Raw genomic sequence first — 21080 nt, forward strand, 5'->3', positions numbered from 1 at the left:
CGCGAGCGCGCCGGTCCCATATCGCCGCGGTCCAGCGGCGCCCCCTTCCGATCACCCGGTTCCGGCACCTCGTCGCCGACGCGCGGCGGCGTCGCCAGATCGGACGGCCGATTCGCTTCATCCGCAGCGCCCGGTTCACGGTCACCCGGTGCAACCCGTACTGGGTCAAGTGCATTCGAGTCATCGGGCGAACGCGCCGGGTCCGACGGCGAACGCGGCGGTATCGGGGCATCGTCTGCGGGACGCCCACCGGCGACCCGCCACCAGGTGTCGGCGTTCTTGCGGAACTCGCGGGCATGCCATTCGGCCTGTCCCGCCTTGATCCGCAGCGAGCGTTTCGTCACCCCTTCGGGCAGATCCGCCTCATCGATTCGGTCGATCAGGTCACGCAGCTGCCGCGCTTGCTCGGCGGCGCGCCTGGAGTGCATGTCGGCCATCTCGGCGCGCAACCGCGCTCGGAACTGCGTCGGCGTCTCGCCATCGCGCCGACCCGCGATCTCGCCCTCGGGACCATAGATCGGCCGTTCGTCGGCCGGTCGAACCCGCGGGTCGGAGCCGCTCGGCGGCACCACCTTTCCCGCACCGTCGAACAGGATCGCCGATACCGAGCGGAGGTCCGACGGCACGTCCGGCGGGAACCCCTTGCGGCTCTCCGCTCCCGGGTCGGACACCTCGATGCGGAACTCGCCGGTGTCCGGATGCATGCGCACGGTCAAGGTGTAGGCGTGCGCGCCGACCCCGTGCTCGTCGACCGGGCCGGTGTATTCGTCCACCACGAGGGCGCGCGGTCCACGGCCTTCGGCGACATCGCGCGGGTCCATCCCCGCCGCCATCCGCAGCAATTCGTCGGCGATGCCCTGGTGACGAGACTCGTCCGGCCCGCCGTCCGGGTAGTCCCAGAGACGCCCGCCCGCGGCCTCCTCGATTTCACGCAGGGACATGCCGCGCTCGCCGACCGGCTCGTCCGGCGGCCGGATGGTATCGCTACCGGTGGCCTCCTGGAGTTCCGCGAGCGACAGCCTGGCGCACTCCCCGCGATTCTTCGGATGATCCTGTTGCGCATCGGAATCCGGATCGTCCCGCGTCGTCTCGTCGGTGTCCCGGCGAGCCTGGCCATCGGTGTCCGCACTCCGGCGGCGGGCCGGGCCATCAGCATCCCCGCCCGGGCGGCGGGTCGGGCCATCGGTATCCCCGCCGGGGCGGCGCGCCGGTCTGGACTCACCTGCGTCACCGGCGAGCGGCAGCACAACCGGTTCCGCGGTATCGCGCCTGCCGTCGTCGGATTCCGAGGTATCGCGTGATCGCGACGCCTCGCCCGGTCGATCCGTATTCGCCTGACGCGTCTCTCCGACCGGGCGCGTCCCGCCGTCCTGGCGCGTCTCCCCGACCTGACGAGTCGCGCTCGCCTCCCGCCTGGATTCGGCTCGCGGCGCCTCGGAGTCGGCCTTGCCCGCACGCACCCCGGCCTCGTCGCGACCGGAACCGGCGGCGCGATCGGCCACACCGGCCCGGCCCCGGTCGGCGGCCGCCCTGCTGTCCGGGTTGGCGGCCTGGGCGCGCGAATCGGCGGACGACGCGGGCCGTGCGTCGCTCGATCCCGGCGAAGCAGGAGACGCGTGCGTCGCGCCCGGCGCGACACCAGTGGACAGCGGCGTGCTCGCGATACTCGTTCCGGCGTGTGGCGACGCCGGGTGGCCGGTCAGCGGAGCGCCCACGGCCGGCGTCGCGCCCGTTGGCGCCGTGTCCGATACCGATCGCGTCTCCGTGTTCTGCACGCCGTCGACGGCGCCGCGCTGGGCGACCCCCGGCTCGGTAGCCCTATCATGCTGACCCGCAGCGATATTCGGCTCTTCGGACCGACCGGCTCCGGAGCCGCGGTGCTGTCTTCCTTCGTCGGCGAGCCCCGCGCCGGTGTCGGATGCCGACCGCTCACCGGTGGACCGTTCCCCCGACGACGAGTGCTCACCCGACGAAGACCGCTCACCAGCCGACGACTGCTCACCCGACGAAGACTGCTCACCCGACGAAGACTGCTCACCCGACGACGCGCGCTCACCCGACGACGACTGCTCACCCGACGACGCGCGCTCACCCGACGACGACTGCTCGCCCGACGACGCGCGCTCGCCGGACGTGCCCTGCTCACCGGTCTGCGCCGGAGTGCCGGACTCACCACTCCGCCCGGCGTCGTTGCCCTCCGACCTCGCGCCATCGGAGGCCGCGCTCGAAACCCGATCTCCCCCGGACGCACCGGTGGCGCGCGACGTATCCGTGCCGCCGGAGTTCGATGAACTATTGCCGCCGGCGGCGGGCATTCCGGCGCGCGGAGCGCCCGCACCGTTCGTCGCCCCGGACGTGTCCGACGCACCGGAAGTGTTCCCAGCGCCTGGAGCCAGACTGCCGTCGCCCGCGCCGGTCGTTCCCGCGCCGTCGGGCCGGTAGCCCACCCGCGCCCCGCCCGCGTCGGCGAAGAGATTGTTCAGGCGGGTTCCCAAGTCGGGACGACTCATCGTGGTCGGCATCATCTTGTTCCACATGTGCGCGGAACCGACCTTCGCGACGCTGGTCATCGCGCCGTTGGAGGCGCCCGCGGTGAACATCCGCCAGTCGACCGGCGTGTTCCCCAGGTTCTGCAGCGCCTGGTCCAACCCGTCGGTCGCGACATCGAAGCCGAACTGCGTCGCGGTCGCGCCGACGAAACCCGCACCCGCGCCCACTAATCCCGCCGTCGTCCCGGTGATGATGCCGTGCAGGAACGGATTGAACTCCGGGCCGAACCGCCGGGTCAGCGCGTGGCCGAGCTTCTCGCCCAACGGCCCCGCCGCGGCGCCGCCCGCCGCGGAGCTGACGGCGGTGACGACGACCTGTTCGACGTTGATGTTCTTGCGGTGCCCCTGCTCGACCTGATAGGCCTGCACGCCGAGTTCCTGCATGGTGCCGAGGATCGTGTCGATGGCGATGTGCCGGAGCAGGAAGCTCACGAACCGGTTCGCCACGATCCGGCCCACGCGCTGGATCACCGCCTGCACCAACCGCTGACCGATGATGCGGACCGCGATCCGGGTGGCCGCGATCGCCGCCGCGTCCACCGCGGGCTTGAACGGGCCGGACGCGAACGACGCCGCCAGCTCCCCCGCCAGCAACGCCAGCGACGACCAGTACATCAGCTTGCCGTACTCGATCTCGGTGCCGACGTCGTAAGCGGAGTCGCCGATCTCCTTGAAGTAGTCGGCCAGCTTCGACAGCGTCTGGTCGTCCTGCGGGTTGCCGCCGCCGAATGTCAGGAAGCTGTCGAAAGCCTTGACCATCTCCTCGTAGCCGTCGCCCGAGGGATAGGCGGTCATCGACGCGCTCTTGGCCGCCACGATGTCGGGGATGACCGAGCGCAACTCGGACGCGGCGGTCCGCCAGTCCCCGCCCAAGGCCCACATCTGGTCCTCGTTGCCCTCGGGCCACTCCATGCCGACGATCGGCTCGAGGTACTTCAGCGCGCCGGGCAGCTCGATGGCCATGCTCAGCTACCTCGACGGCCCGGTGCGGCGACCGAGCTCACCAGCTGGAATCGGTGACCGATCCACCACGATCGCGTTCTACCGTCTCGGTATCGGTGAAGCGCATGCCGCTGCCGTCGGAGAACTCCCTGCGCTCCCGCGCGTTCGGCGGCGCCGTCGGAGCCGGGACGGGTTCCGGAGCGCGCACCTCGGGCATGCCCTCGACCAGATCGGACAGCTTCGGCATCCGGGCCCGATGAGTGTCCAAGGGAGCCATCAGATCCCGTGTCTTGCGGGCCACGTCGGCGCTGGCCAGCTGCGCGGCCTCGGTGACCGCCTTGGCGATCTCGGCATGGCTGAGGTCCTCGATATTGGGCCCGAACTGGGTGTCGATCACCGTGTTGTCGGCGTTCACGACCACCGTCACCCGCTTGCCGCGCACCGTCGCGCGGCCGGTCAGTTCGGCGCGCTCCTGCTGCAACCGTGCGATGATCCGCATCTGTTCTTGGACGCCGTCGAGGATGTCGGCCAAGTCCGCCTTGGCTTGCTCGTTCGTCATCGGTCGGTGAACCCCGGGTCAGCGGATGCCGTCGCGGTTGCCGTGCTCCATGTCGCGCAGCAGATTCGCGGTCTTCGTCTGTCCTTTGCTGAAGTTCTCGAACGTGCCCGCCATGTTTCGTGCGCCCTTGATCAGGTTGTCCCTGGTCGTGGTGTAACCGCCAGAGCCGTCCGGGCCGTTGGCGAAGTTACGGCCGATACTGTCGTTGCCCCAGCAGTTCCCCCGCGCCGCGATCGACGTGCTCAATCTGTCTATGATGCCGGTGATCCGGTCCTGGACATGCCCCGTCTTCTGGGCCGCCTTGCGGAACAGATGCTCATCGAATTCGACATTGTCCGCCATCGCGTCCGCTCCTCCACCCTCGAGTCCTTCCCACCCACGGTAACAGCGGATGACTAATCACCAGTGACGTCAACGTGAACAGGAAATTCCTCGATGTTTGCGGGCAGACTCCGCGCCAGGTCGAGTGAGGCGCGGATCACCAGATGCACTCGGAGCCCCCGATTTTCGGGGCAAGACAACAGCTCACAGCTCCACCATAAGGGTGACCGGACCGTCGTTCACCAGGTCGATGTGCATGTGCGCGCCGAACCGCCCGGCGGCTACGGTTGCGCCGAGTTCGCGTAACGCCTCCGCGAAGTGCTCGACGAGTGGTTCGGCGACAACGCCGGGCGCGGCCGCCGACCACGACGGACGCCTGCCCTTCTTCGTGTCCGCGTACAGCGTGAACTGGCTGACCACCAGAATCGGCGCGCCGAGGTCCGCGGCCGAGCGCTCCCCGTCGAGGATGCGCAACCGCCATACCTTGTCGGCCAATGCCCGCGCGGTCGCCTCGGTGTCGGAGTGGGTCACGCCGACCAGGGCGACCAGGCCGTGCGGGAGGCCGTCGACCACCGGATCAATGCTTCCGACGACCTGCTCGCCGACCGTCACCCGGGCCGATCTCACGCGCTGTAGAAGGGCTCGCACAACCCTCGATCATGCCTTCCGCCATCGTGTCGGCCGCCGCGCGGGTCGCCGACCGCCGAACGACCCGGTCTGCCTGGCGGGATACAGGTGCGCGCGGGCGGCAAGCGTGACAAACTCGGTGCGCAGAAGAATGTGTTGCGCGGTTGCCGCGCGTTGGCGGAGGATCATGCTGGAAACGAGGAGCGCGATGGATCTGGACGCGATGGAGCGTCAGATCGCGGCGGATCGGTATGCGGCCCTCGACCGGACGGTCGAATCCGAATTGCGCTTGGCCACCTCGCTCGGCGAACTCGCCAAGGGGCTGATCGCCACCAAGAACAACGGCTCGACGCGCGACCGCACGAGGGAAGCGCTGGCGCCCGCCGAAGAAGCGGTGGCGATCCGCCTGCGCCTGCTGTCCAGGGGCCAAGTGCTCACCGCCCGTCTGGCCGGGGAATTGAACGACGCGCTGCGCTCCTTCGAGCAGGCGGCACGGCACAGCGGGCGCAGGGAACTGGCCACCACGACGATCCGGCGCGCCTGTGACGTCTACCGGCAAGTGGCGCGGGCGCATCCGGAAGTCGCGGGCCCGTGCGCCGACGGCCTGTCCAAGTGCGGTGTCTGGCTGGGCAGGCTGGACCAGGACGCCGCCGTGGCCGCCACCGAGGAGGCGGCCCGCATCCGTGCCGGCCTGGCCGCGGCGAACCCGGAGTTGTCCGGCAAGTACCTGGCCAGCTTGAGCACGCTGCTGCGCACGCTCATGGTCGGCCGGTCGCGCAAGCAGGCCATCGCCATGTACCGGGAGCGGTACGCGGCGTTCACCTCCACCAGCATGTCGATCCGTCTGCGCGCCTGCGGCATCCAGGACCTGGATCTCACTCCCAAGTCGCACCGGGCGCTGGTCGAACTGGGCTGCCGCACCCTGGAAGGAGCCGGACGGCTCACCCAGCAGCAGATCATGTTCAAATCCTCCGGCGACCTGTCGACCGTCGAGGAGATCAACTGGAAGCTGGCTCTCGTCGGCCTGCGACCGCTCGCGCCGGGCACCGAGCAGGATCAGCCGTCGACGCCGGTCCAGATCGGCTCCACCTTCGGCGCGCTCAGCGTCTACGTGCCGGAACGGGACGCCATCGCCCAGGTGCGCGCCGCGATCATCGCGGCCTACGCCGTCGACGACGCCTATCCCCTCGACCGCGACAGCTATCTCGGTACGCCCGAGTCGAAGTGGAAGATCCGCGAGCCGAAGCTGAACGCCTCCGCCACCCTCGGCGACGACATCGTGCTGATCGACCAGCCCTACGGCGGCTGGGTGACGGTCATGAGCCTGAACTGGGAACTCACCCCGGTGGCGAAACATCCACTGGCACTGCGCCTCTCCCAGGACTGGCCGGTCGCGGCGATCACGGTCACGGAGGACGTGGCCTACGAGTTGTGCTGGTACGAGCGCGGTACGGCCACCCAGTACGCCGCGCTCGGCCGTCCTGCCGGGCAGGCCCCCCTCGACAAACCGCTCGCGCCACTCGATTTCGAGACGCTGGCCTTGTACAACCCCGACCGGGCGACGGAGAGCAAGCTGCGCGCGGCCTTCGGCAACACGAAGGTGTTCGCCAACCTCACCTACCTGCCGGATTGCGGCCTGCGCCAGATCAGTGTCGACACGCCGTTGTCCGAGCACGGCGACCGCGTGCTGTACTTCCGCACGACACCCTGAGGCGCGCTGCCGCGGTATCGATTTGCGGCAAGGTAGCGCACCCGTCAGCGACGGCGCTGAACAAAACTCCCCGCGTTCTCGCCCCGCATCTACACAGGTCGTTTGACCAGGAATTACGTACGCCGAGTTGAACGCGGGGCGTCCCCGCGCACCCTACCGGTAACCACACCCGCCGGTAACCGGCGGGCGAACGAATTTCTCGAGAACTAATTGAACGGAATGTTTGATCCGCTCCATGGAGTGCTCTACTGAGACAACGCCCGCACGATGAACCGGATCACAGCACTGGTGCCGCAGCGCCGTCCGGGCGGCTTGGAAAAAGTCACACGAAGCTACCCGAGGGCCCTATGGACCAACTGGCGTTGGCGGATACCCCGACCGCCCGATGCGCCTACTATCGACACACCTGCGACCTGCCCGCCGGAGTCCATCCGGAGATAGGCCGAATCGTCCTCCGCGCCGGATTCGTCGGCGCGATCACGATGCCCGCCGCGTTGGGGCAGAAAGTTCGCGACGATCTCACCCATCGCCGAATAGCGTTGGGCCCGATCGTTTCTCACGTTCGGTCCAAACGGTGGACCTTCCTCACCCGCCCCGACTTACCCGACGACGTCCGGCTGTTCGCGGAACTGTTCCGTCTCAACGTCTCCATCGTGCCCTCCGGCGGTGAGATCGCACTGCCGTCTCCCGCCGTGGCCGACGCCGACTATCGGCACTGGATCGTGGCACCCGAGAACGGTTTCCGTCCCTCCGGCTCGTCCATCATCGACACCGTACGGTCCTGCACGAGAACGGCCGGGCGATGACCACCGGGGCGGTTCTTCCGGCGAAACATCAAGTGCTGCAAGCCTGCCGAGGCGAGATGCACGAGAGCAATCCGATGCTGCGCTGCGCACACGAACTCACCACGTTGCACGAACGCAGGCTCAGCGCGGGACCCGAATCACTCGGCGAGATAGACGCGTTGCGTGCGAGCCTGATTCACGACATCGATCGCTGGATCACCACGCAATTGCCGCCCGCCCACGGCGCGGCGCACGTGCACACCGAGACCGTCGGCGCCGTGATCGATCGCCTGGCCCAGTTCACCGCGAACGCCTACGCGGCGCTGGCCAGCAGTTCGGAATGGGATCTGTGGGACGCCTGGCAGCGCTTGGCCGAACTGGCCGTCGGCTACGACGACCTGGCCGCCGAGGTCTGCGCGGGCGTGCGGAGGCTTCCCGGCGCATCTTAGGTTCCGTCGCGGCTCCCCATCCGTAGAGTGAAACGGATGGGGAGTCCCGACGACTACGAAGAAAAGCTCGCCTTGCACACCAGAAGGGCGAGTTCGTTCGGCGCACATGCCGCCGCGTACGCCGAACACCGTCCCGATTATCCCGCCGCGGCCATCCACTGGGCGCTGGCCTCCGTCGCCCACCGGCGACCGTTGACCGTCCTCGATCTCGGCGCCGGAACCGGCAAGCTGACCGTGGGCCTGCTCGAAGCAGGCGCCACCGTGATCGCCGTCGAACCGGACGAGCACATGCGCGCCGAACTCGCCCGCCGATTCCCGGACGTCGCCGCCCACGCCGGTACGGCCGAAGCCATTCCGCTCGCGGACGATTCGGTGGACGCGATCGTCGCGGGGCAGGCTTTCCACTGGTTCGACTTGGACCGTGCCTATCCGGAGTTCCTCCGAGTGCTGCGGCCCGGCGGCGTTCTCGCTGCCTTGTGGAACACCGACGACAGCTCCGTGGAGTGGGTCGCGGGGCTGAAAAAGGTGGCCGGGTCCAGCGTATCCACGCCCCTGCCGCCGAGCGAACAAGTGGCGCTACCCGACCACCCGCTGTTCCGCCGGCACGTGTTCGAGCGGTCGACCTTCCCGCACCGACATCGGCGCACCGCGGAGTCCCTGACCGCGACCATCGGTACGCAATCGCACACGGTGGTGATCTCCCCCGACGAGCGGACCGAGGTGCTCGCCCGGATCAGGGCCTATCTGCTGGCGAGGCCGGAGACGGCCGAAGGCGAATTCGATCTGCCGATAGTCACTTTGGTGCTGCGAACGACTCTGCGCCGCGCGGATTGAACGGCTACTTACGCACACGAAATAGCCAGGCCACAGCGTTGCCCGCCCCGTCGCGGTATCCACGGAGCAGGCCGGATAGCGGCGAACTGCGGCGTGCGCCAAGCCGATTCGAGTAGCGGTCTACTCAGGTCACCGGCTACTGCCCGGCCATACGCTGACGGCATCGTTCAGAACAGTTCGAAACCAAGGAGAAAGTAACCGTTCCACCCCGCACGGGCACCGACCGGCCCACCGCTTCGGCTCGACGCGAAGGACGCGGGTGCAAGGAACGACGTCACCGATCCAGCGAACGCTGGGTATCGCCCGGTGGCGTGTCGGCGCATGGTGCCTGCACGCGGAGAAGCGGCGAGATCGACCAGGAATCCTGGCGTCGGTGCGGCTCGTTTCCTCGCCGCGCAGTGTCACCGAACCGGACCCGTCCGACGGCCGTGCACTACTCCGGACGCAACGTCAGGATCCGGGGTCCGTCCTCCGTGACGGCGACCGTGTGCTCCCAATGTGCCGCACGACTGCCGTCCACGGTGACCACGGTCCAGTCGTCGTCGAGCACCTTCGTCTGGGTGGTGCCGAGCGTGAGCATCGGCTCGATCGCGAGCACCGATCCCACCACGAGCTTCGGGCCCTTACCGGGCTCGCCTTCGTTGGCGAGGAACGGATCGAGGTGCATCTCGCGCCCGATGGCATGCCCACCGTAGCCGTCGACGATGCCGTAGCCGCGCCCGTGCTCCTTCTCGGCCGCCCGGGTGCCCAGCTCGATGGCGTGCGAGACGTCGGTCAGCCGGTTACCGGGCAACATCGCCGCGATACCGGCCTCCATCGACGACTTGGTCGCCTCGCTGAGCAACCGATCGGCCTCGATGATGGTGCCGACGCCGAAGGTCCAGGCCGAATCGCCGTGCCAGCCGTCGAGAATCGCGCCGCAGTCGATGGACACCAGGTCGCCCTCGGCGAGAATCTCCCCCGCCGTCGGAATCCCGTGCACCACGCGGTCGTTCACCGATGCGCAGATGGACGCCGGGAAGCCGTGGTAACCCTTGAAGGAGGGCACCGCGCCCGCGTCCCGGATCACCTGCTCGGCGACCTCGTCCAGTTCCGCGGTGGACACGCCGGGCTTGGCGGCCGCGCGCACGGCCACCAGAGCGCGGCCGACGATCGCGCCCGCCGCCGCCATGGCGTCCAGTTCGCCTGCCGTCCGGAACGGCACGACCTTCTTCTTGCGGTTGAAGACCATCCGCCCTCAGCGCTCCATCGCGAGTCGGCTCAGTGGCCCAGCGCGCGCAGCGCCCGCGCGTTGACGTCGTCGACCTCGCCGACGCCGTCCACCGAGACGACCAGGCCGTCGTAGTGGTCCAGCAGCGGCTCGGTCTCCTCGCGGTACACCCGCAGCCGGTTGCGGATCACGCTCTCGTTGTCGTCGGCGCGGCCGCGCGCGAGCATCCGCTCGACAACGGTGTCCTCGGGGACGACGAAGCGCAGCACCGCGTCGAGCGTGGTGTTCATGTGCTTGAGGATCTTCTCCAGCGCGTCGGCCTGGTCGACCGTGCGCGGGTAGCCGTCGAGGACGAAGCCGTTGGCGGCGTCGGGCTCGTTGACCCGTGCCTCCACCATGCGGTTGGTCACGTCGCTTGGCACCAGGTCGCCCGCGTCCATGTACTTCTGCGCCTCGCGACCCAGCGGGGTCTGCTGGCTGATATTCGCGCGGAACAGGTCCCCGGTGGAGATGTGCGGAACGCCCAGCTTCTCCGACAGCAGGACGGCCTGGGTGCCTTTACCGGCGCCCGGCGGACCGAGCAGTACAACTCTCACTTGAGGAACCCTTCGTAATTTCGATTCATCAGCTGGCTCTCGATCTGCTTCACGGTGTCCAAACCGACGCTCACCATGATCAGCACCGCGGTACCGCCGAACGGAAGGTTCTGGGTACCGCCGGAGGCGCCGATGTCGAGGAACAGGTTCGGCAGCACCGCTACCAGACCGAGATAGATCGAGCCGGGGAGGGTGATACGGCTCAGGACGAAGTTGAGGTAGTCGGCCGTCGGCTTACCGGGCCGGTAGCCCGGGATGAAGCCGCCGAACTTCTTCATCTCGTCGGCGCGCTCCTCCGGGTTGAAGGTGATCGCGACGTAGAAGTAGGTGAAGAACACGATCAAGCTGAAGTAGATCGCGATGTACACCGGGTTGCCGGGATTCACCAGGTATTTCTGGATGATCTCCTGCCACCAGCTCGGATTCTGGTTGTTCTGCGACCCCGTCAGCTGCGCCACCAGGTTCGGCAGGTACAGCAGCGACGAGGCGAAGATGACCGGGATCACGCCCGCCTGGTTCACCTTCAACGGCAGGTAGGTCGAGGAGCCGCCGTACATCTTCCGGCCGACCACGCGCTTGGCGTATTGGACCGGGATCCGGCGCTGGCCCTGCTCGACGAAGATCACGGCGGTGATGATCGCCAGCGCGGCGACACACACCAGTCCGAAGACCAGACCGCCCCGGCTGTCCAGGATCGCCTTGCCCTCGCTCGGGATGCGGGCGGCGATACCCGAGAAGATCAGCAGGGACATGCCGTTGCCGATGCCGCGCTCGGTGATCTGCTCGCCGAACCACATCACCAGCGCCGCGCCCGCGGTCATCACGAGCACGATGATGATCATGCCGAAGATGCTGGTGTCGGCCAGGATGTCCTTCTGGCAGCCCTGCAGCAGCTGGCGGCGGGCCGCGAGCGCGACCAGGCCGGTGGCCTGCAGGATCGCGAGGGCGATCGACAGGTATCTGGTGTACTGCGTCATCTTGGTCTGGCCGGATTGGCCTTCCTTGCGCAGTTCCTCGAACCGCGGGATGACGACCGTGAGCAGCTGGATGATGATGCTCGCGGTGATGTAGGGCATGATGCCGATCGCGAAGACCGACAGCTGCAACAGCGCACCACCGGAGAACAGGTTGATCAGCTGGTAGATGCCGCCGGACTCACCGCCCGAGACCAGGTCGATGCACTCCTGGACCGCCTTGTAGTCGACGCCGGGGGACGGCAGCGAGGCACCCAGCCGGTACAACGCGATCAACCCCAGCGTGAAGAGAATCTTCCGCCGTAAGTCCGGAGTCCGGAAGGCCGATACGAAGGCGGAAAGCACTGATCCTCCTGGCGAACGACATGGTCATGACATGGATGTTCAGCGATGTCCCTGCTCGACATAGAAGGGACGCCGAAAACCACGACGAGGCTTGGCAGACAACAATTGAACTCTAACAGTGGCACCGGACGAGCTCTCCACTCGTCCGGCGCCGCTGTAATGCAGAGTACCGTCAGCCCAGCTCGGTGACGGTGCCACCGGCGGCGGTGATCTTCTCCTTCGCCGCGCCGGTGACCTTGTCCGCGGTCACCTGGACCGCGACGCCGATCTCACCATCGCCCAGGACCTTGACCAGCTGGTTCTTGCGAACCGCACCGGCCGCCACGAGCTCGGCCTTGCCGACCTCGCCGCCCTCGGGGAACAGCTTCGCGATCTTGCCGACGTTCACGACCTGGTATTCCGTGCGGAACGGGTTCGTGAAGCCCTTGAGCTTGGGCAGCCGCATGTGGATCGGCATCTGCCCACCCTCGAAGGCGGCCGGGACGTTCTTGCGCGCCTTGGTGCCCTTGGTACCACGGCCCGCCGTCTTGCCCTTGGAGCCCTCACCGCGACCCACACGGATCTTCTCGGTCTTGGCGCCGGGAGCCGGACGCAGGTGATGCAACTTGATGGTCATGTCAGACCTCCTCAACGGTCACGAGGTGGCGCACGACGTTGATCAGCCCGCGGTTCTGGGCGTTGTCCTCGCGGACCACAGCCTTGCGGATACCGCGCAGACCGAGGGTCCGAAGACTCTCCCGCTGATTCTTCTTGGCGCCGATCGAACTCTTGATCTGGGTCACCTTGAGATCTGCCATTACTTGACACCTCCGGCAGCCTGGGCGCGCGCACGCAGCATGCCGGCAGGGGCGACGTCCTCGAGCGGCAGGCCACGGCGGGCCGCGACCTCTTCCGGACGCTGCAGCTGCTTGAGGGCAGTGACAGTCGCGTGCACGACGTTGATGGCGTTGTCGCTACCGAGCGACTTCGCCAGAATGTCGTGGATACCGGCGCACTCCAGCACGGCGCGAGCCGCGCCACCGGCGATCACACCGGTACCCGGCGAGGCCGGACGCAGCATGACCACACCGGCGGCCGCCTCACCCTGAACCGGGTGCGTGATGGTGGAGCCGATCATCGGGACGCGGAAGAAGTTCTTGCGAGCCTCTTCGACACCCTTCTGGATGGCCGCGGGAACTTCCTTGGCCTTGCCGTAGCCGACGCCGACCAGGCCGTTGCCGTCACCGACGATCACGAGGGCGGTGAAGCTGAAGCGCCGACCACCCTTCACGACCTTGGAGACGCGGTTGATCGCGACGACCCGCTCGAGCTGGTTCTTCTCCGCGGCGTTGTCGCGACGGTCGCCACCGCCCCGACGGTCGCCGCCACCGCGACGATCGCCGCGGCCGCCCTCGGGGGCGCTGCCATTCTGTCCGGCGGGTCCGCTTCCGCCGTCACGCCTCTGACGTCCCGGCATCAGACGTTCCTTCCGTTCTTGTTATCGATCATCAGAATTTCAACCCACCTTCGCGAGCGGCATCGGCCAGTGCGGCGATCCGGCCGTGGTAGTCGTGCCCACCACGGTCGAACACGACGGCCTCGACACCGGCAGCCTTGGCACGCTCGGCCAGCAGGGCGCCGACCTTCTTGCTCTTGGCCGACTTGTCGCCGTCCACCGCGCGCACGTCGGCCTCGATGGTCGAGGCGGCGGCGATGGTCTTGCCGACCGAGTCGTCGACCAGCTGCGCGTGCAGGTGGCGCGAGGAGCGGTTGACCACCAGGCGCGGACGCTCGGTGGTACCCGCGAGCTTCTTGCGCAGGCGGAAGTGACGGCGCGTCTTCGACAGACGGCGCTGCGTCGACACGTCCTTGCCCAGGGGGATGCGCTTGGCCTTCTGGTTTTCGGTTTGCGCCATGATCACTTACCCGTCTTTCCGACCTTGCGGCGAACGACCTCGCCGGCGTAGCGGATGCCCTTGCCCTTGTACGGGTCGGGCTTGCGCAGGCCGTGGATGACCGCCGAAATCTGGCCGACCTTCTGCTTGTCGATTCCGGACACGGAGAACTTGGTGGGCGACTCCACCGCGAACGTGATCCCCTCGGGGGCCTCGATCGGCACCGGGTGGCTGTAGCCGAGGGCGAACTCGAGGTTCTGGCCCTTCAGCGCCACGCGGTAACCGACGCCGAAGATTTCCATCTTCTTCTCGTAGCCCTGGGTCACGCCGACGACCATGTTCGACACCAGAGTGCGGGTCAGGCCGTGCAGCGCGCGGCTGCGGCGCTCGTCGTCCGGACGGGCGACCTCGAGCTGGCCGTCCTCGCCCTTGGCGACGGTGATCGGCTCGGCGACGGTGAGCGACAGGGTGCCCTTGGGCCCCTTCACCGAGATGTCCTGGCCGTCGATGGTGATGTCGACGCCAGCGGGGATTGCGATGGGCTTCTTACCAATACGCGACATTGTCCTGACCTCCCTTACCAGACGTAAGCGAGGACTTCGCCGCCCACGCCCTGCTTGGCCGCCTGCTTGTCGGTCAGCAGGCCGGAGGACGTGGAGATGATCGCCACGCCGAGGCCGCCGAGCACCTTGGGCAGGTTGGTGGATTTCGCGTACACGCGCAGACCGGGCTTGGAGACGCGGCGCACGCCGGCGAGGCTGCGCTCACGGCTCGGGCCGTACTTGAGGTCGACGATGAGCGTCTTGCCCACCTGTGCGTCCTCGGTCCGGTAGTCGGCGATGTAACCCTCGCGCTTGAGGATCTCGGCGATGTTCGCCTTGAGCTTCGAGTGCGGAGCCTTCACCTGATCGTGGTACGCCGAGTTGGCGTTGCGCAGACGTGTCAGGAAGTCTGCGATCGGATCAGTCATGGTCATGGTTCGACCTAGACACCTTTCTCGCCGCGGTTCCCATACAGCGCAGCCATGCACATCGGCATGCCCAGCGGTGGGCCTACGACAATTCGGATGGTCCGGCCGACCCTTGCCGACCGGAGGAGGTTCGATCGCCCGAGCGCACGCATGCGGACATGGAGGTGCCCAGGCAACCGCTCTAGTGTAGGCAAGGGGTTCACCGAGGCAAAATCGGGGTGTGTGAGGTGCCCGCTTCGCTGGACTCATGACCAGCGGAAACAGCCCGTGACCGGGCTAACATGAAGCCATGGCAAGTCCGCGCGGCGAACGACCCGATCTCCCGGAGCACATGACCTGGGAGGAACTCGAACAACTGCCCGAAGAGATCGCCGGGCAGATCGAACTGTGGGACGGGCGTGTCGTCTGGCTACGACGGGGGCCTGCCGAGCATCAAGAATTCACCAACCTGCTGTGGAGCGAACTGCGCCGGTGCGCCCGCGAAAACATGGCGGCGGACCCGCAACAATGCTGGAGGGTCCACACAGAAACCAACGTTTTCTTCGGTGAATCAGAAAAGTCGGACTTCGTCACGCCGGACTTCCTGATACACCGCTGCCTCCCGCGCCCCTACCAGGATGTCCGCGCTGCCGATGTCCTGCTGGTCGGCGAGGTCCTTTCTCCGTCGAACACCCAGACCGACATGTACGCCAAGCAGGCGCGTTATGCCAGGGCAGGCATCCCCATGTACTGGGAGGTGACGCTGGAACGCGAGAGGAGTGCCATCGAGATGGTCCGCGCTTTCGCGCTGGAGACGACCCACGGCAAGCTGCTTCCGCCCGGCGTGCACCCCTTGCGCACGGCCAACTACCTAGTAACGGACGAGTGGTCCCCGAAGAACTCCGATGCCATCACCATCGACTTCCCGTTCCCGATCCACATCCCCTGGTCGGAGCTGGAGTTCTGAGTCGCTCGGAGAACCGGCCGCTGCTGGTCCGAGGTATCGCCGCACGCCCGGACGGGAGACCTGCGAACCATCACTGCAATGGCTCGCTGCAGTTGTTGATGCGAACCAATGAAGGAGCCCCAGGCGCATGAGAAGCTCAGAGGCGACACTGGGGCGTTCGTGACGCAGCATACCGGCTCGTGACGGGGGATGTCGACTACAGCAACACCAAGGTCTGGGACCTGCTCTCCAAGCCTCGAATGGCTCCGTACCTACACGCCGCACAGGGTGACCGCGCCGCCGCCATGAAGCTCTACACCTGGAGCGCCCGGACTGTTGCTGCCTCGTTCGAGGTGCTGGGTCATATGGAAGTCCTGCTGCGGAACGCCTTGGATTCCGAGTTGCGCAAGCATTTCGAGGAGGCATCTCGCGGCATCCCTTGGTTCTTGCTGCCGTTGAACGACAACGTGACAACCGCAGTGGAAGTTGTCCGAAATCGCCTCCGAGAACAAGACCTCGAGTACCGAGATCAGATCGTTGCAGGCTTGAGCTTCGGATTCTGGACCGGACTACTCGGCCCGAAATACGAACAGCTGTGGCGGGATTGCCTGCGTCATGCCTTTCCCAACTCGTCGGGACGACGCAAACAGGTGATGGTGGCTCTCGAAGGTGTTCGCAAGTTTCGGAATCGTCTCGCTCATCACGATTCGATCTTGAACATCGACATTCCGTTCGAGGTACGGCGAATCATCGAAGTCGCCAACTACATCGATGAAGATTGCGCCGCATGGCTTACCGACCTCAGCCGGGCGATGCTGGTATATGGCGAGCGCCCGATAACCCTGTCGGACACGGCAGTTGTCGCAGCCCGCTCGGCGTGGCCGCTCTATCAGTCGTGTTACGCGTACGTCTGCCAGGCGGGCCGGTTCTTCCGCCCCATCGAGCGAATAGCCTTCTACACTAATTCGGCAATCCAAGTAGAAGTGCCGCGTGTGCGGCATCGAAGAGATGGTGTCGAGTGGACGCAGGACTCAGCCAATCGACTCCGAATCTCGGCGAATCGGGACGATCGCAAAATCGCCGCCGTCATCGACGCGTCTTGCCAACTCGGGTGGACCGAAGGTGCCTACCAGGTCTTCTTGCTGACTCGACCCGGTGATCCGGAACACCGCACGCTGCCGAATCCGCTACCGCATAACGCGACAGGTCGCGGTGCGGCATTCACGCAGCGGCAGCGCTACGTGTCGCTGCATGCCCTGGAGACGGCGCAGACGACGGCTGACCTCTGAATGATCAACTCGGCGGGCTTCGATCGCCAACGCTGCTCGGCATGCCCTGCCGCCTTTCACCGTACGACGGTCACGGGGGCGCACAGAACCAGGAAGGAACATTGCGATCTCACGCGGTCGGAGGACACCTGAAGACGACAGGCTCACCGAGCCCGAGGCCGTCAGCGAAGTGCGTAATGAAATCAGACTCGCCATGGAACTCGCCGCCGCCGTATACAACCGTCGCACGGAGCTCGGACTCACCCAAGCCGAACTCGCCGACCGGGCGGGACTGACGCAGCCGAAGATCTCCCGGATCGAGGGATCCGACGCCGTCCCCACCCTTCCGCTGCTGACAAAGCTGGCACGAGCCCTGGACGCTTCGCTGCACAGCACCATCGACGCCGACGACGCACGCGTCAGCTTCACACCGCACACCAGCGCGGCGTAGCGCTCGCTGCGCCCGGCTTCCGGCGTTCGTCCCCTCGCACAGAGCCGAAATGAACCGCCTCCCATATGGCTCGCGACAGCTTCGCGCACACCTCTGCCACAGTGTGCATATGCCTCTCGAGCGAATCACGGTCCACGCTGATACTGCCGACTTGGCCGTCATCGAGGACGCGGCAATGCGGACGGGCGTCAGCAGTGCGGATATCCTTCGCGACGCTATTCACCTGGCCGCGGTGCGGGTCCGCCGATCGCGGCCTCTACGCCTGAACCGTTTCGCCAGCGGCGATCCCACACTCGCCGCACGCGTCGACGACATCCTCGCCGGTGACCTCCATGACCATCCGGACCGCCGATGACACGCGGCGTCCGCGAGTGGCACACCACTGCGCCATCGGCCGAGTAAGCCTCTCGACGGTGTGCCACTCGCGGCCCCGTCGCACGGGGTGATTATGTCCGAGTCGAAGATTCGTCCGCGGCTTGTGGCGCGAGCGTCTTCACGGCTGCAAGTAGAGGCGCTCGCATGGCAAACGCGGCAGCCCGGTGGTATCGCCAGGAACAACGATGAGGTCGGCAGCGGCACGCACTGCACGCCACTCCCGGATGAACCGCACGGCTGCGGTGTGGCAAGCGGCGAAGTCCAGACTCACACCGCCGAGCAGGACGCGCAGGTGGACATCGGGTTCCTCCGGGCGCGGGGTGGTCACGCCCTCTCCTGCGGCTCGGCGGCGGCAGGCGCGGGTCCCGTGTCGCGCGGAATCTTCGGTCGCACTCGCCCGGCGGCTATCGCGTCCACCATGGCGTTGAACCCGTCCCAGTGCCGCACGTGGTGGAGAATCTGATCCTCGGTGATTCCGCCGGGTTGCTGTTCCTCTCGGCGGCAGCGCACGAAATCCGCGGTGAGCAGGCTGACCAGCTCGCCGTAGGAGTAATGCATCTCCTGGGCGTCCGCAGCAGGCCGGTAACCCTCCCGGCTCGCCGTTTCGAGCAGGTCTTCCACATATCGGTCGATCGCCCAGATATGCAGGTCCATCAGATAGGCGAGCTGGTGGCTCATCGGACGACCAGGGTTGCGGCTCTCGTAGTGCCGGACCCACACGCCGAGCAGCCCCACGGCCGACACCATCAGCGCGTCCGCCGGTTCGATGCGGCCGTTGAAGATATCGAAGAATGCACGGGTGCCGGGCAGGCGCAGCTCACGAATTTGCTTCTCATCCGGATCAATTCGCCGACCGGTTGTCACCGAACTCCCCTGGTCGGCGTTGAAGTTCCGGCAAAACCGAGCGCGGACAGGTTGATCGCTCGCGGCGGAAGGCATCGGCTGATCGCCGCGACCACCACCATCGCCGAGGGGCGGAAACCGTCTCGAGGCGGCTCGACCCAATGCCGCACCGCAGGAGGGCGATCGGCCGGCGACGGCAAGGCGATCGCCCGGCCGTGGCCGTAAACCGTGACACCAGCCCGATACAACTGGGCGCACGCAGCGGTCGAGTCCGGGAGATCGGGACGCACGAGAAAGACCCAGCAGCCCGATCTCGGGTACGACACGATCGGCCCGATAGCGCTTCCTCGCCGCCGGAGTTCCTCGCGGACCTCGTGGCCGAGATACGCCGCCATCCCCAGTCCCCATACGCTGCCAGCCGGGACCGTGATGCGGCCGGTGTGCGGGTCCACACCTGCGGCGAGTCCGCCGATACGGCGATAGAACGCGCACCTGGTGGTGGGAGTGTCTCGAAAGGAGCCTTCCTGCATGGTGTTCCCCTGCCGTCGAATGAGTCGGAAGCGCGCCTAGAGCGAATTGCTCGCCACTTCGAACCGACAAAGCCCTGTTCAGCGGCCCGGCGCAGGCACAGCACACCAGCCGGGCACCGCCCGCTTCGGCCTGATTCGCGTATTCCCGACAACTTCTCCGAAAGCCCTGGACAGCATCGAATTCTGCGGTATCAATGGATGCAGTTCAGACCGTGTGCTGGATTCATTCACCTGGGGAAAGCCGATGACCGAAGTCGAGTCGCCGACGCTGCTGCGCCGCCAGCTCGGCAGATTTCTGCGCGAGGCGCGTGAAGGCCGGGGCCTCACGATCGCCATCGCCGCGAAGGAAGTTCAACTCAGCTTCAACGGGCTACAACGCCTGGAAACCGGACGAGCGGTGAAGCCACGCCGCCAAGACGTACGCGAGCTGTGCATGCTGTACGAGGTGAACGCCGAGCAGACCGAACAGGCGGTGGGGCTGGCGTCGCGCGCGGCTACGGCGCGCGACGAGGACGGTGTCACTCCGCTCGGCGGACTGTTCTCGGATGCGTTCAACATGTACGTCGGCATGGAGCGGTCGGCCCAGCGGCTGACGTCATACGCGGTGCAGGTGCCTGGATTGCTGCAAACCGCCGACTATGCCCGCGCGCTGATAGGCGCTTTTCTGCACGACGGTCCCAACGAGGAGATCGAGCAACGAGTACGTCTTCGCCTCAACAGGCAGGTTGCGGTCACCCGCAAGACCCGACCGGTGGACCTCCACGTACTTCTCGATGAATCAGCGCTTCACCGGGTCGTTGGCAGCCCGAAAGTAATGGCCGCGCAGCATCGCTACCTCGCTGATGTCAGCACACGGCCGAACGTCACTCTGCGCATCCACCCGTACGCGGCCGGATACACGCGCGGCATCTTGCATGGCTCGTTCGTGCTCCTGGACTTCGGCACGGACAGCAAAGGGCGACCGATCGAACCTCCGGTCGTCTACCTCGACGGCGGGATGAGCAGTGATCTCTACTTGGAAAGGCCCGAATTGGTGCATCGTTACACTGAAATGGCCGACGCCATCCGAGAGACGGCCCTGGACGAAAAGACCTCGCGAGACCTGCTCCGCCTGGTAGCAAGGAGTTTTGACGGTGACCGCTGACCTATCCGGAGCAAACTGGTTCAAGAGCAGCCACAGTGAGTCCAACGGCCAATGCGTAGAGATCGCCCACCTGAACAACGGCATAGTCGGCATGCGCGACTCCAAGAACCCGACCGGCCCCGCCCTGACGTTCACCCCCACCGCCTGGGACACCTTCCTGTCCGCAACCAAACACGGCGAATTCACCCACAGCTGAAGACTTTCGACCCCGGCGGCACCCCGCCGCCGGACTCAGCACCTCCCGCCCACCAACTCCCCGGCCGACACCCGCGAGTGGCACACGGCTGCGGCAAAACGCGAGTAGACCTCTCGGTGGTGTGCCACTCACGGGGACCACCTCACGCATGCAAGTAGGGATCGTCCGCCCAAGGATCACCGTAGTTCTCGTACGGATCGCCCAGCTCCCGCAACCGCCGTCTGCCGCTCTCGGTTATCCGCGCCCTGAAGATCTCGCTGGAGCCGATCTCGCTATCAGCAATACTCAGATACCCAGGCACCCCGTTATAGCCATCCGAAATCCGCCTGACCGCTTCCTTTGTACCGACATTCCAGGGCTCCCACCCCCTGCCGCCCCCAGGGAAGGCGCCGAACTCGATATATCCCTCGTTAGCCAATTCTTCGACAACACGCAGCACATATGTGCGCGAATATTCTTCCGCTGCGATTTTCTCGACCGTCCCGTCGAACTCGCCGATCGCGGCCCAATCGTCCGCGACATTGCAGAGAAGAAAGTTTTCCAACTTCTCGATCACGGAAAATATGCCTTCAATACCCTAGCACCAGCCCCGAACTTCATGT

25 protein-coding genes and 1 pseudogene are annotated in these 21080 nt (G+C 66.5%); 10 read left to right on the forward strand and 16 right to left on the reverse strand.

The genetic code is table 11. The features are described 5' to 3' along the window. The 4 genes and pseudogenes from ABZ824_RS20665 to dtd all read right to left on the reverse strand — a co-directional run. A pseudogene (locus ABZ824_RS20665) lies at nucleotides 1–3512 on the reverse strand (hypothetical protein); the annotation flags it as partial. 37 nt (nucleotides 3513–3549) lie between these two features. Continuing rightward, the gene (locus ABZ824_RS20670) at nucleotides 3550–4050 is read right to left on the reverse strand and encodes a YbaB/EbfC family nucleoid-associated protein (protein WP_355076155.1); all 501 of its coding nucleotides are present in this window, start codon (nucleotides 4048–4050) and stop codon (nucleotides 3550–3552) included. 18 nt (nucleotides 4051–4068) lie between these two features. Next, complete coding sequence (locus ABZ824_RS20675; protein WP_356964778.1) at nucleotides 4069–4392, reverse strand: hypothetical protein; 324 nt, start codon at nucleotides 4390–4392, stop codon at nucleotides 4069–4071. 183 nt (nucleotides 4393–4575) lie between these two features. Further along, nucleotides 4576–5019 (reverse strand): D-aminoacyl-tRNA deacylase, encoded by a 444-nt coding sequence (dtd, locus tag ABZ824_RS20680; protein ID WP_356964779.1) that lies wholly within the window; start codon nucleotides 5017–5019, stop codon nucleotides 4576–4578. 166 nt (nucleotides 5020–5185) lie between these two features. Between dtd and ABZ824_RS20685 the strand changes: the two genes are divergently transcribed. The 4 genes from ABZ824_RS20685 (at nucleotide 5186) to ABZ824_RS20700 (ending at nucleotide 8777) form a co-directional block, all read left to right on the forward strand. Beyond that, entirely contained in the window at nucleotides 5186–6709 is a 1524-nt protein-coding gene (locus ABZ824_RS20685) for a hypothetical protein (protein WP_356964780.1), read from the forward strand. Nucleotides 6710–7056: 347 nt separating this feature from the next. Next, nucleotides 7057–7515: a DNA-directed RNA polymerase subunit beta gene (locus ABZ824_RS20690; protein ID WP_356964781.1), complete on the forward strand. Its 459-nt coding sequence runs from the start codon at nucleotides 7057–7059 to the stop codon at nucleotides 7513–7515. Next, nucleotides 7512–7943 carry a DUF4254 domain-containing protein gene (locus ABZ824_RS20695; RefSeq protein WP_355076145.1) on the forward strand — a complete coding sequence of 144 codons (432 nt, stop codon included), beginning with the start codon at nucleotides 7512–7514 and terminating at the stop codon, nucleotides 7941–7943. The genes ABZ824_RS20690 and ABZ824_RS20695 overlap by 4 nt, the downstream gene beginning before the upstream one ends. A 36-nt stretch (nucleotides 7944–7979) precedes the next feature. Further along, nucleotides 7980–8777, forward strand: coding sequence for a class I SAM-dependent methyltransferase (locus ABZ824_RS20700; protein WP_356964782.1), 798 nt, complete (start codon nucleotides 7980–7982; stop codon nucleotides 8775–8777). Nucleotides 8778–9210: 433 nt separating this feature from the next. Here the strand turns inward: ABZ824_RS20700 and map are convergent, their stop codons facing one another. The 9 genes from map to rpsH form a co-directional block, all read right to left on the reverse strand. After that, nucleotides 9211–10008, reverse strand: coding sequence for a type I methionyl aminopeptidase (gene map / locus ABZ824_RS20705; RefSeq protein ID WP_355076141.1), 798 nt, complete (start codon nucleotides 10006–10008; stop codon nucleotides 9211–9213). 29 nt (nucleotides 10009–10037) lie between these two features. After that, a complete protein-coding gene (locus ABZ824_RS20710) occupies nucleotides 10038–10583 on the reverse strand; it encodes an adenylate kinase (RefSeq protein ID WP_355076139.1) in 546 nt (181 codons plus the stop codon). Then, nucleotides 10580–11902, reverse strand: coding sequence for a preprotein translocase subunit SecY (secY, locus tag ABZ824_RS20715; protein ID WP_355076137.1), 1323 nt, complete (start codon nucleotides 11900–11902; stop codon nucleotides 10580–10582). The genes ABZ824_RS20710 and secY overlap by 4 nt, the downstream gene beginning before the upstream one ends. A gap of 172 nt (nucleotides 11903–12074) precedes the next feature. Then, a complete protein-coding gene (gene rplO / locus ABZ824_RS20720) occupies nucleotides 12075–12518 on the reverse strand; it encodes a 50S ribosomal protein L15 (protein ID WP_039795561.1) in 444 nt (147 codons plus the stop codon). Nucleotide 12519: 1 nt separating this feature from the next. Continuing rightward, nucleotides 12520–12699 (reverse strand): 50S ribosomal protein L30, encoded by a 180-nt coding sequence (gene rpmD, locus ABZ824_RS20725; protein ID WP_356964783.1) that lies wholly within the window; start codon nucleotides 12697–12699, stop codon nucleotides 12520–12522. Further along, entirely contained in the window at nucleotides 12699–13358 is a 660-nt protein-coding gene (gene rpsE / locus ABZ824_RS20730; RefSeq protein WP_039795557.1) for a 30S ribosomal protein S5, read from the reverse strand. The genes rpmD and rpsE overlap by 1 nt, the downstream gene beginning before the upstream one ends. A gap of 31 nt (nucleotides 13359–13389) precedes the next feature. Then, entirely contained in the window at nucleotides 13390–13797 is a 408-nt protein-coding gene (gene rplR, locus ABZ824_RS20735; protein ID WP_355076134.1) for a 50S ribosomal protein L18, read from the reverse strand. Between the two features lie 2 nt (nucleotides 13798–13799). Continuing rightward, a complete protein-coding gene (rplF, locus tag ABZ824_RS20740) occupies nucleotides 13800–14339 on the reverse strand; it encodes a 50S ribosomal protein L6 (RefSeq protein WP_356964784.1) in 540 nt (179 codons plus the stop codon). A gap of 14 nt (nucleotides 14340–14353) precedes the next feature. Further along, on the reverse strand, nucleotides 14354–14752 hold the full coding sequence (gene rpsH / locus ABZ824_RS20745) for a 30S ribosomal protein S8 (RefSeq protein WP_039795549.1): 399 nt from the start codon (nucleotides 14750–14752) through the stop codon (nucleotides 14354–14356). Nucleotides 14753–15035: 283 nt separating this feature from the next. On the opposite strand from rpsH, the gene ABZ824_RS20750 reads away from it, so the two are divergent. The 4 genes from ABZ824_RS20750 to ABZ824_RS20765 all read left to right on the forward strand — a co-directional run bounded on the left by ABZ824_RS20750 (nucleotide 15036) and on the right by ABZ824_RS20765 (nucleotide 17745). Further along, nucleotides 15036–15692 (forward strand): Uma2 family endonuclease, encoded by a 657-nt coding sequence (locus ABZ824_RS20750; RefSeq protein ID WP_356964786.1) that lies wholly within the window; start codon nucleotides 15036–15038, stop codon nucleotides 15690–15692. A 179-nt stretch (nucleotides 15693–15871) separates the two neighbouring features. Beyond that, nucleotides 15872–16960: a hypothetical protein gene (locus ABZ824_RS20755; RefSeq protein ID WP_356964788.1), complete on the forward strand. Its 1089-nt coding sequence runs from the start codon at nucleotides 15872–15874 to the stop codon at nucleotides 16958–16960. A 169-nt stretch (nucleotides 16961–17129) separates the two neighbouring features. Then, nucleotides 17130–17390 carry a helix-turn-helix domain-containing protein gene (locus tag ABZ824_RS20760; protein WP_356964790.1) on the forward strand — a complete coding sequence of 87 codons (261 nt, stop codon included), beginning with the start codon at nucleotides 17130–17132 and terminating at the stop codon, nucleotides 17388–17390. A gap of 109 nt (nucleotides 17391–17499) precedes the next feature. Beyond that, entirely contained in the window at nucleotides 17500–17745 is a 246-nt protein-coding gene (locus ABZ824_RS20765) for a ribbon-helix-helix protein, CopG family (protein ID WP_356964792.1), read from the forward strand. 138 nt (nucleotides 17746–17883) lie between these two features. On the opposite strand, the gene ABZ824_RS20770 is transcribed toward ABZ824_RS20765, so the two are convergent. Both ABZ824_RS20770 and ABZ824_RS20775 read right to left on the reverse strand, forming a co-directional pair. Then, nucleotides 17884–18093: a hypothetical protein gene (locus ABZ824_RS20770; protein ID WP_356964794.1), complete on the reverse strand. Its 210-nt coding sequence runs from the start codon at nucleotides 18091–18093 to the stop codon at nucleotides 17884–17886. Further along, nucleotides 18090–18629: a hypothetical protein gene (locus ABZ824_RS20775; protein WP_356964796.1), complete on the reverse strand. Its 540-nt coding sequence runs from the start codon at nucleotides 18627–18629 to the stop codon at nucleotides 18090–18092. Before ABZ824_RS20775 ends, ABZ824_RS20770 begins: the two co-directional genes overlap by 4 nt. Nucleotides 18630–19382: 753 nt before the next feature. On the opposite strand from ABZ824_RS20775, the gene ABZ824_RS20780 reads away from it, so the two are divergent. Both ABZ824_RS20780 and ABZ824_RS20785 read left to right on the forward strand, forming a co-directional pair. Next, a complete protein-coding gene (locus ABZ824_RS20780) occupies nucleotides 19383–20282 on the forward strand; it encodes a helix-turn-helix transcriptional regulator (RefSeq protein WP_356964797.1) in 900 nt (299 codons plus the stop codon). Further along, complete coding sequence (locus tag ABZ824_RS20785; protein ID WP_356964799.1) at nucleotides 20272–20478, forward strand: DUF397 domain-containing protein; 207 nt, start codon at nucleotides 20272–20274, stop codon at nucleotides 20476–20478. Before ABZ824_RS20780 ends, ABZ824_RS20785 begins: the two co-directional genes overlap by 11 nt. Nucleotides 20479–20620: 142 nt before the next feature. On the opposite strand, the gene ABZ824_RS20790 is transcribed toward ABZ824_RS20785, so the two are convergent. After that, a complete protein-coding gene (locus tag ABZ824_RS20790; protein ID WP_356964801.1) occupies nucleotides 20621–21034 on the reverse strand; it encodes a hypothetical protein in 414 nt (137 codons plus the stop codon). Between the last annotated feature and the right edge of the window lie 46 nt (nucleotides 21035–21080).

This window comes from Nocardia sp. NPDC047038 (assembly GCF_040644075.1).
GTDB lineage: Bacteria > Actinomycetota > Actinomycetes > Mycobacteriales > Mycobacteriaceae > Nocardia > Nocardia sichangensis.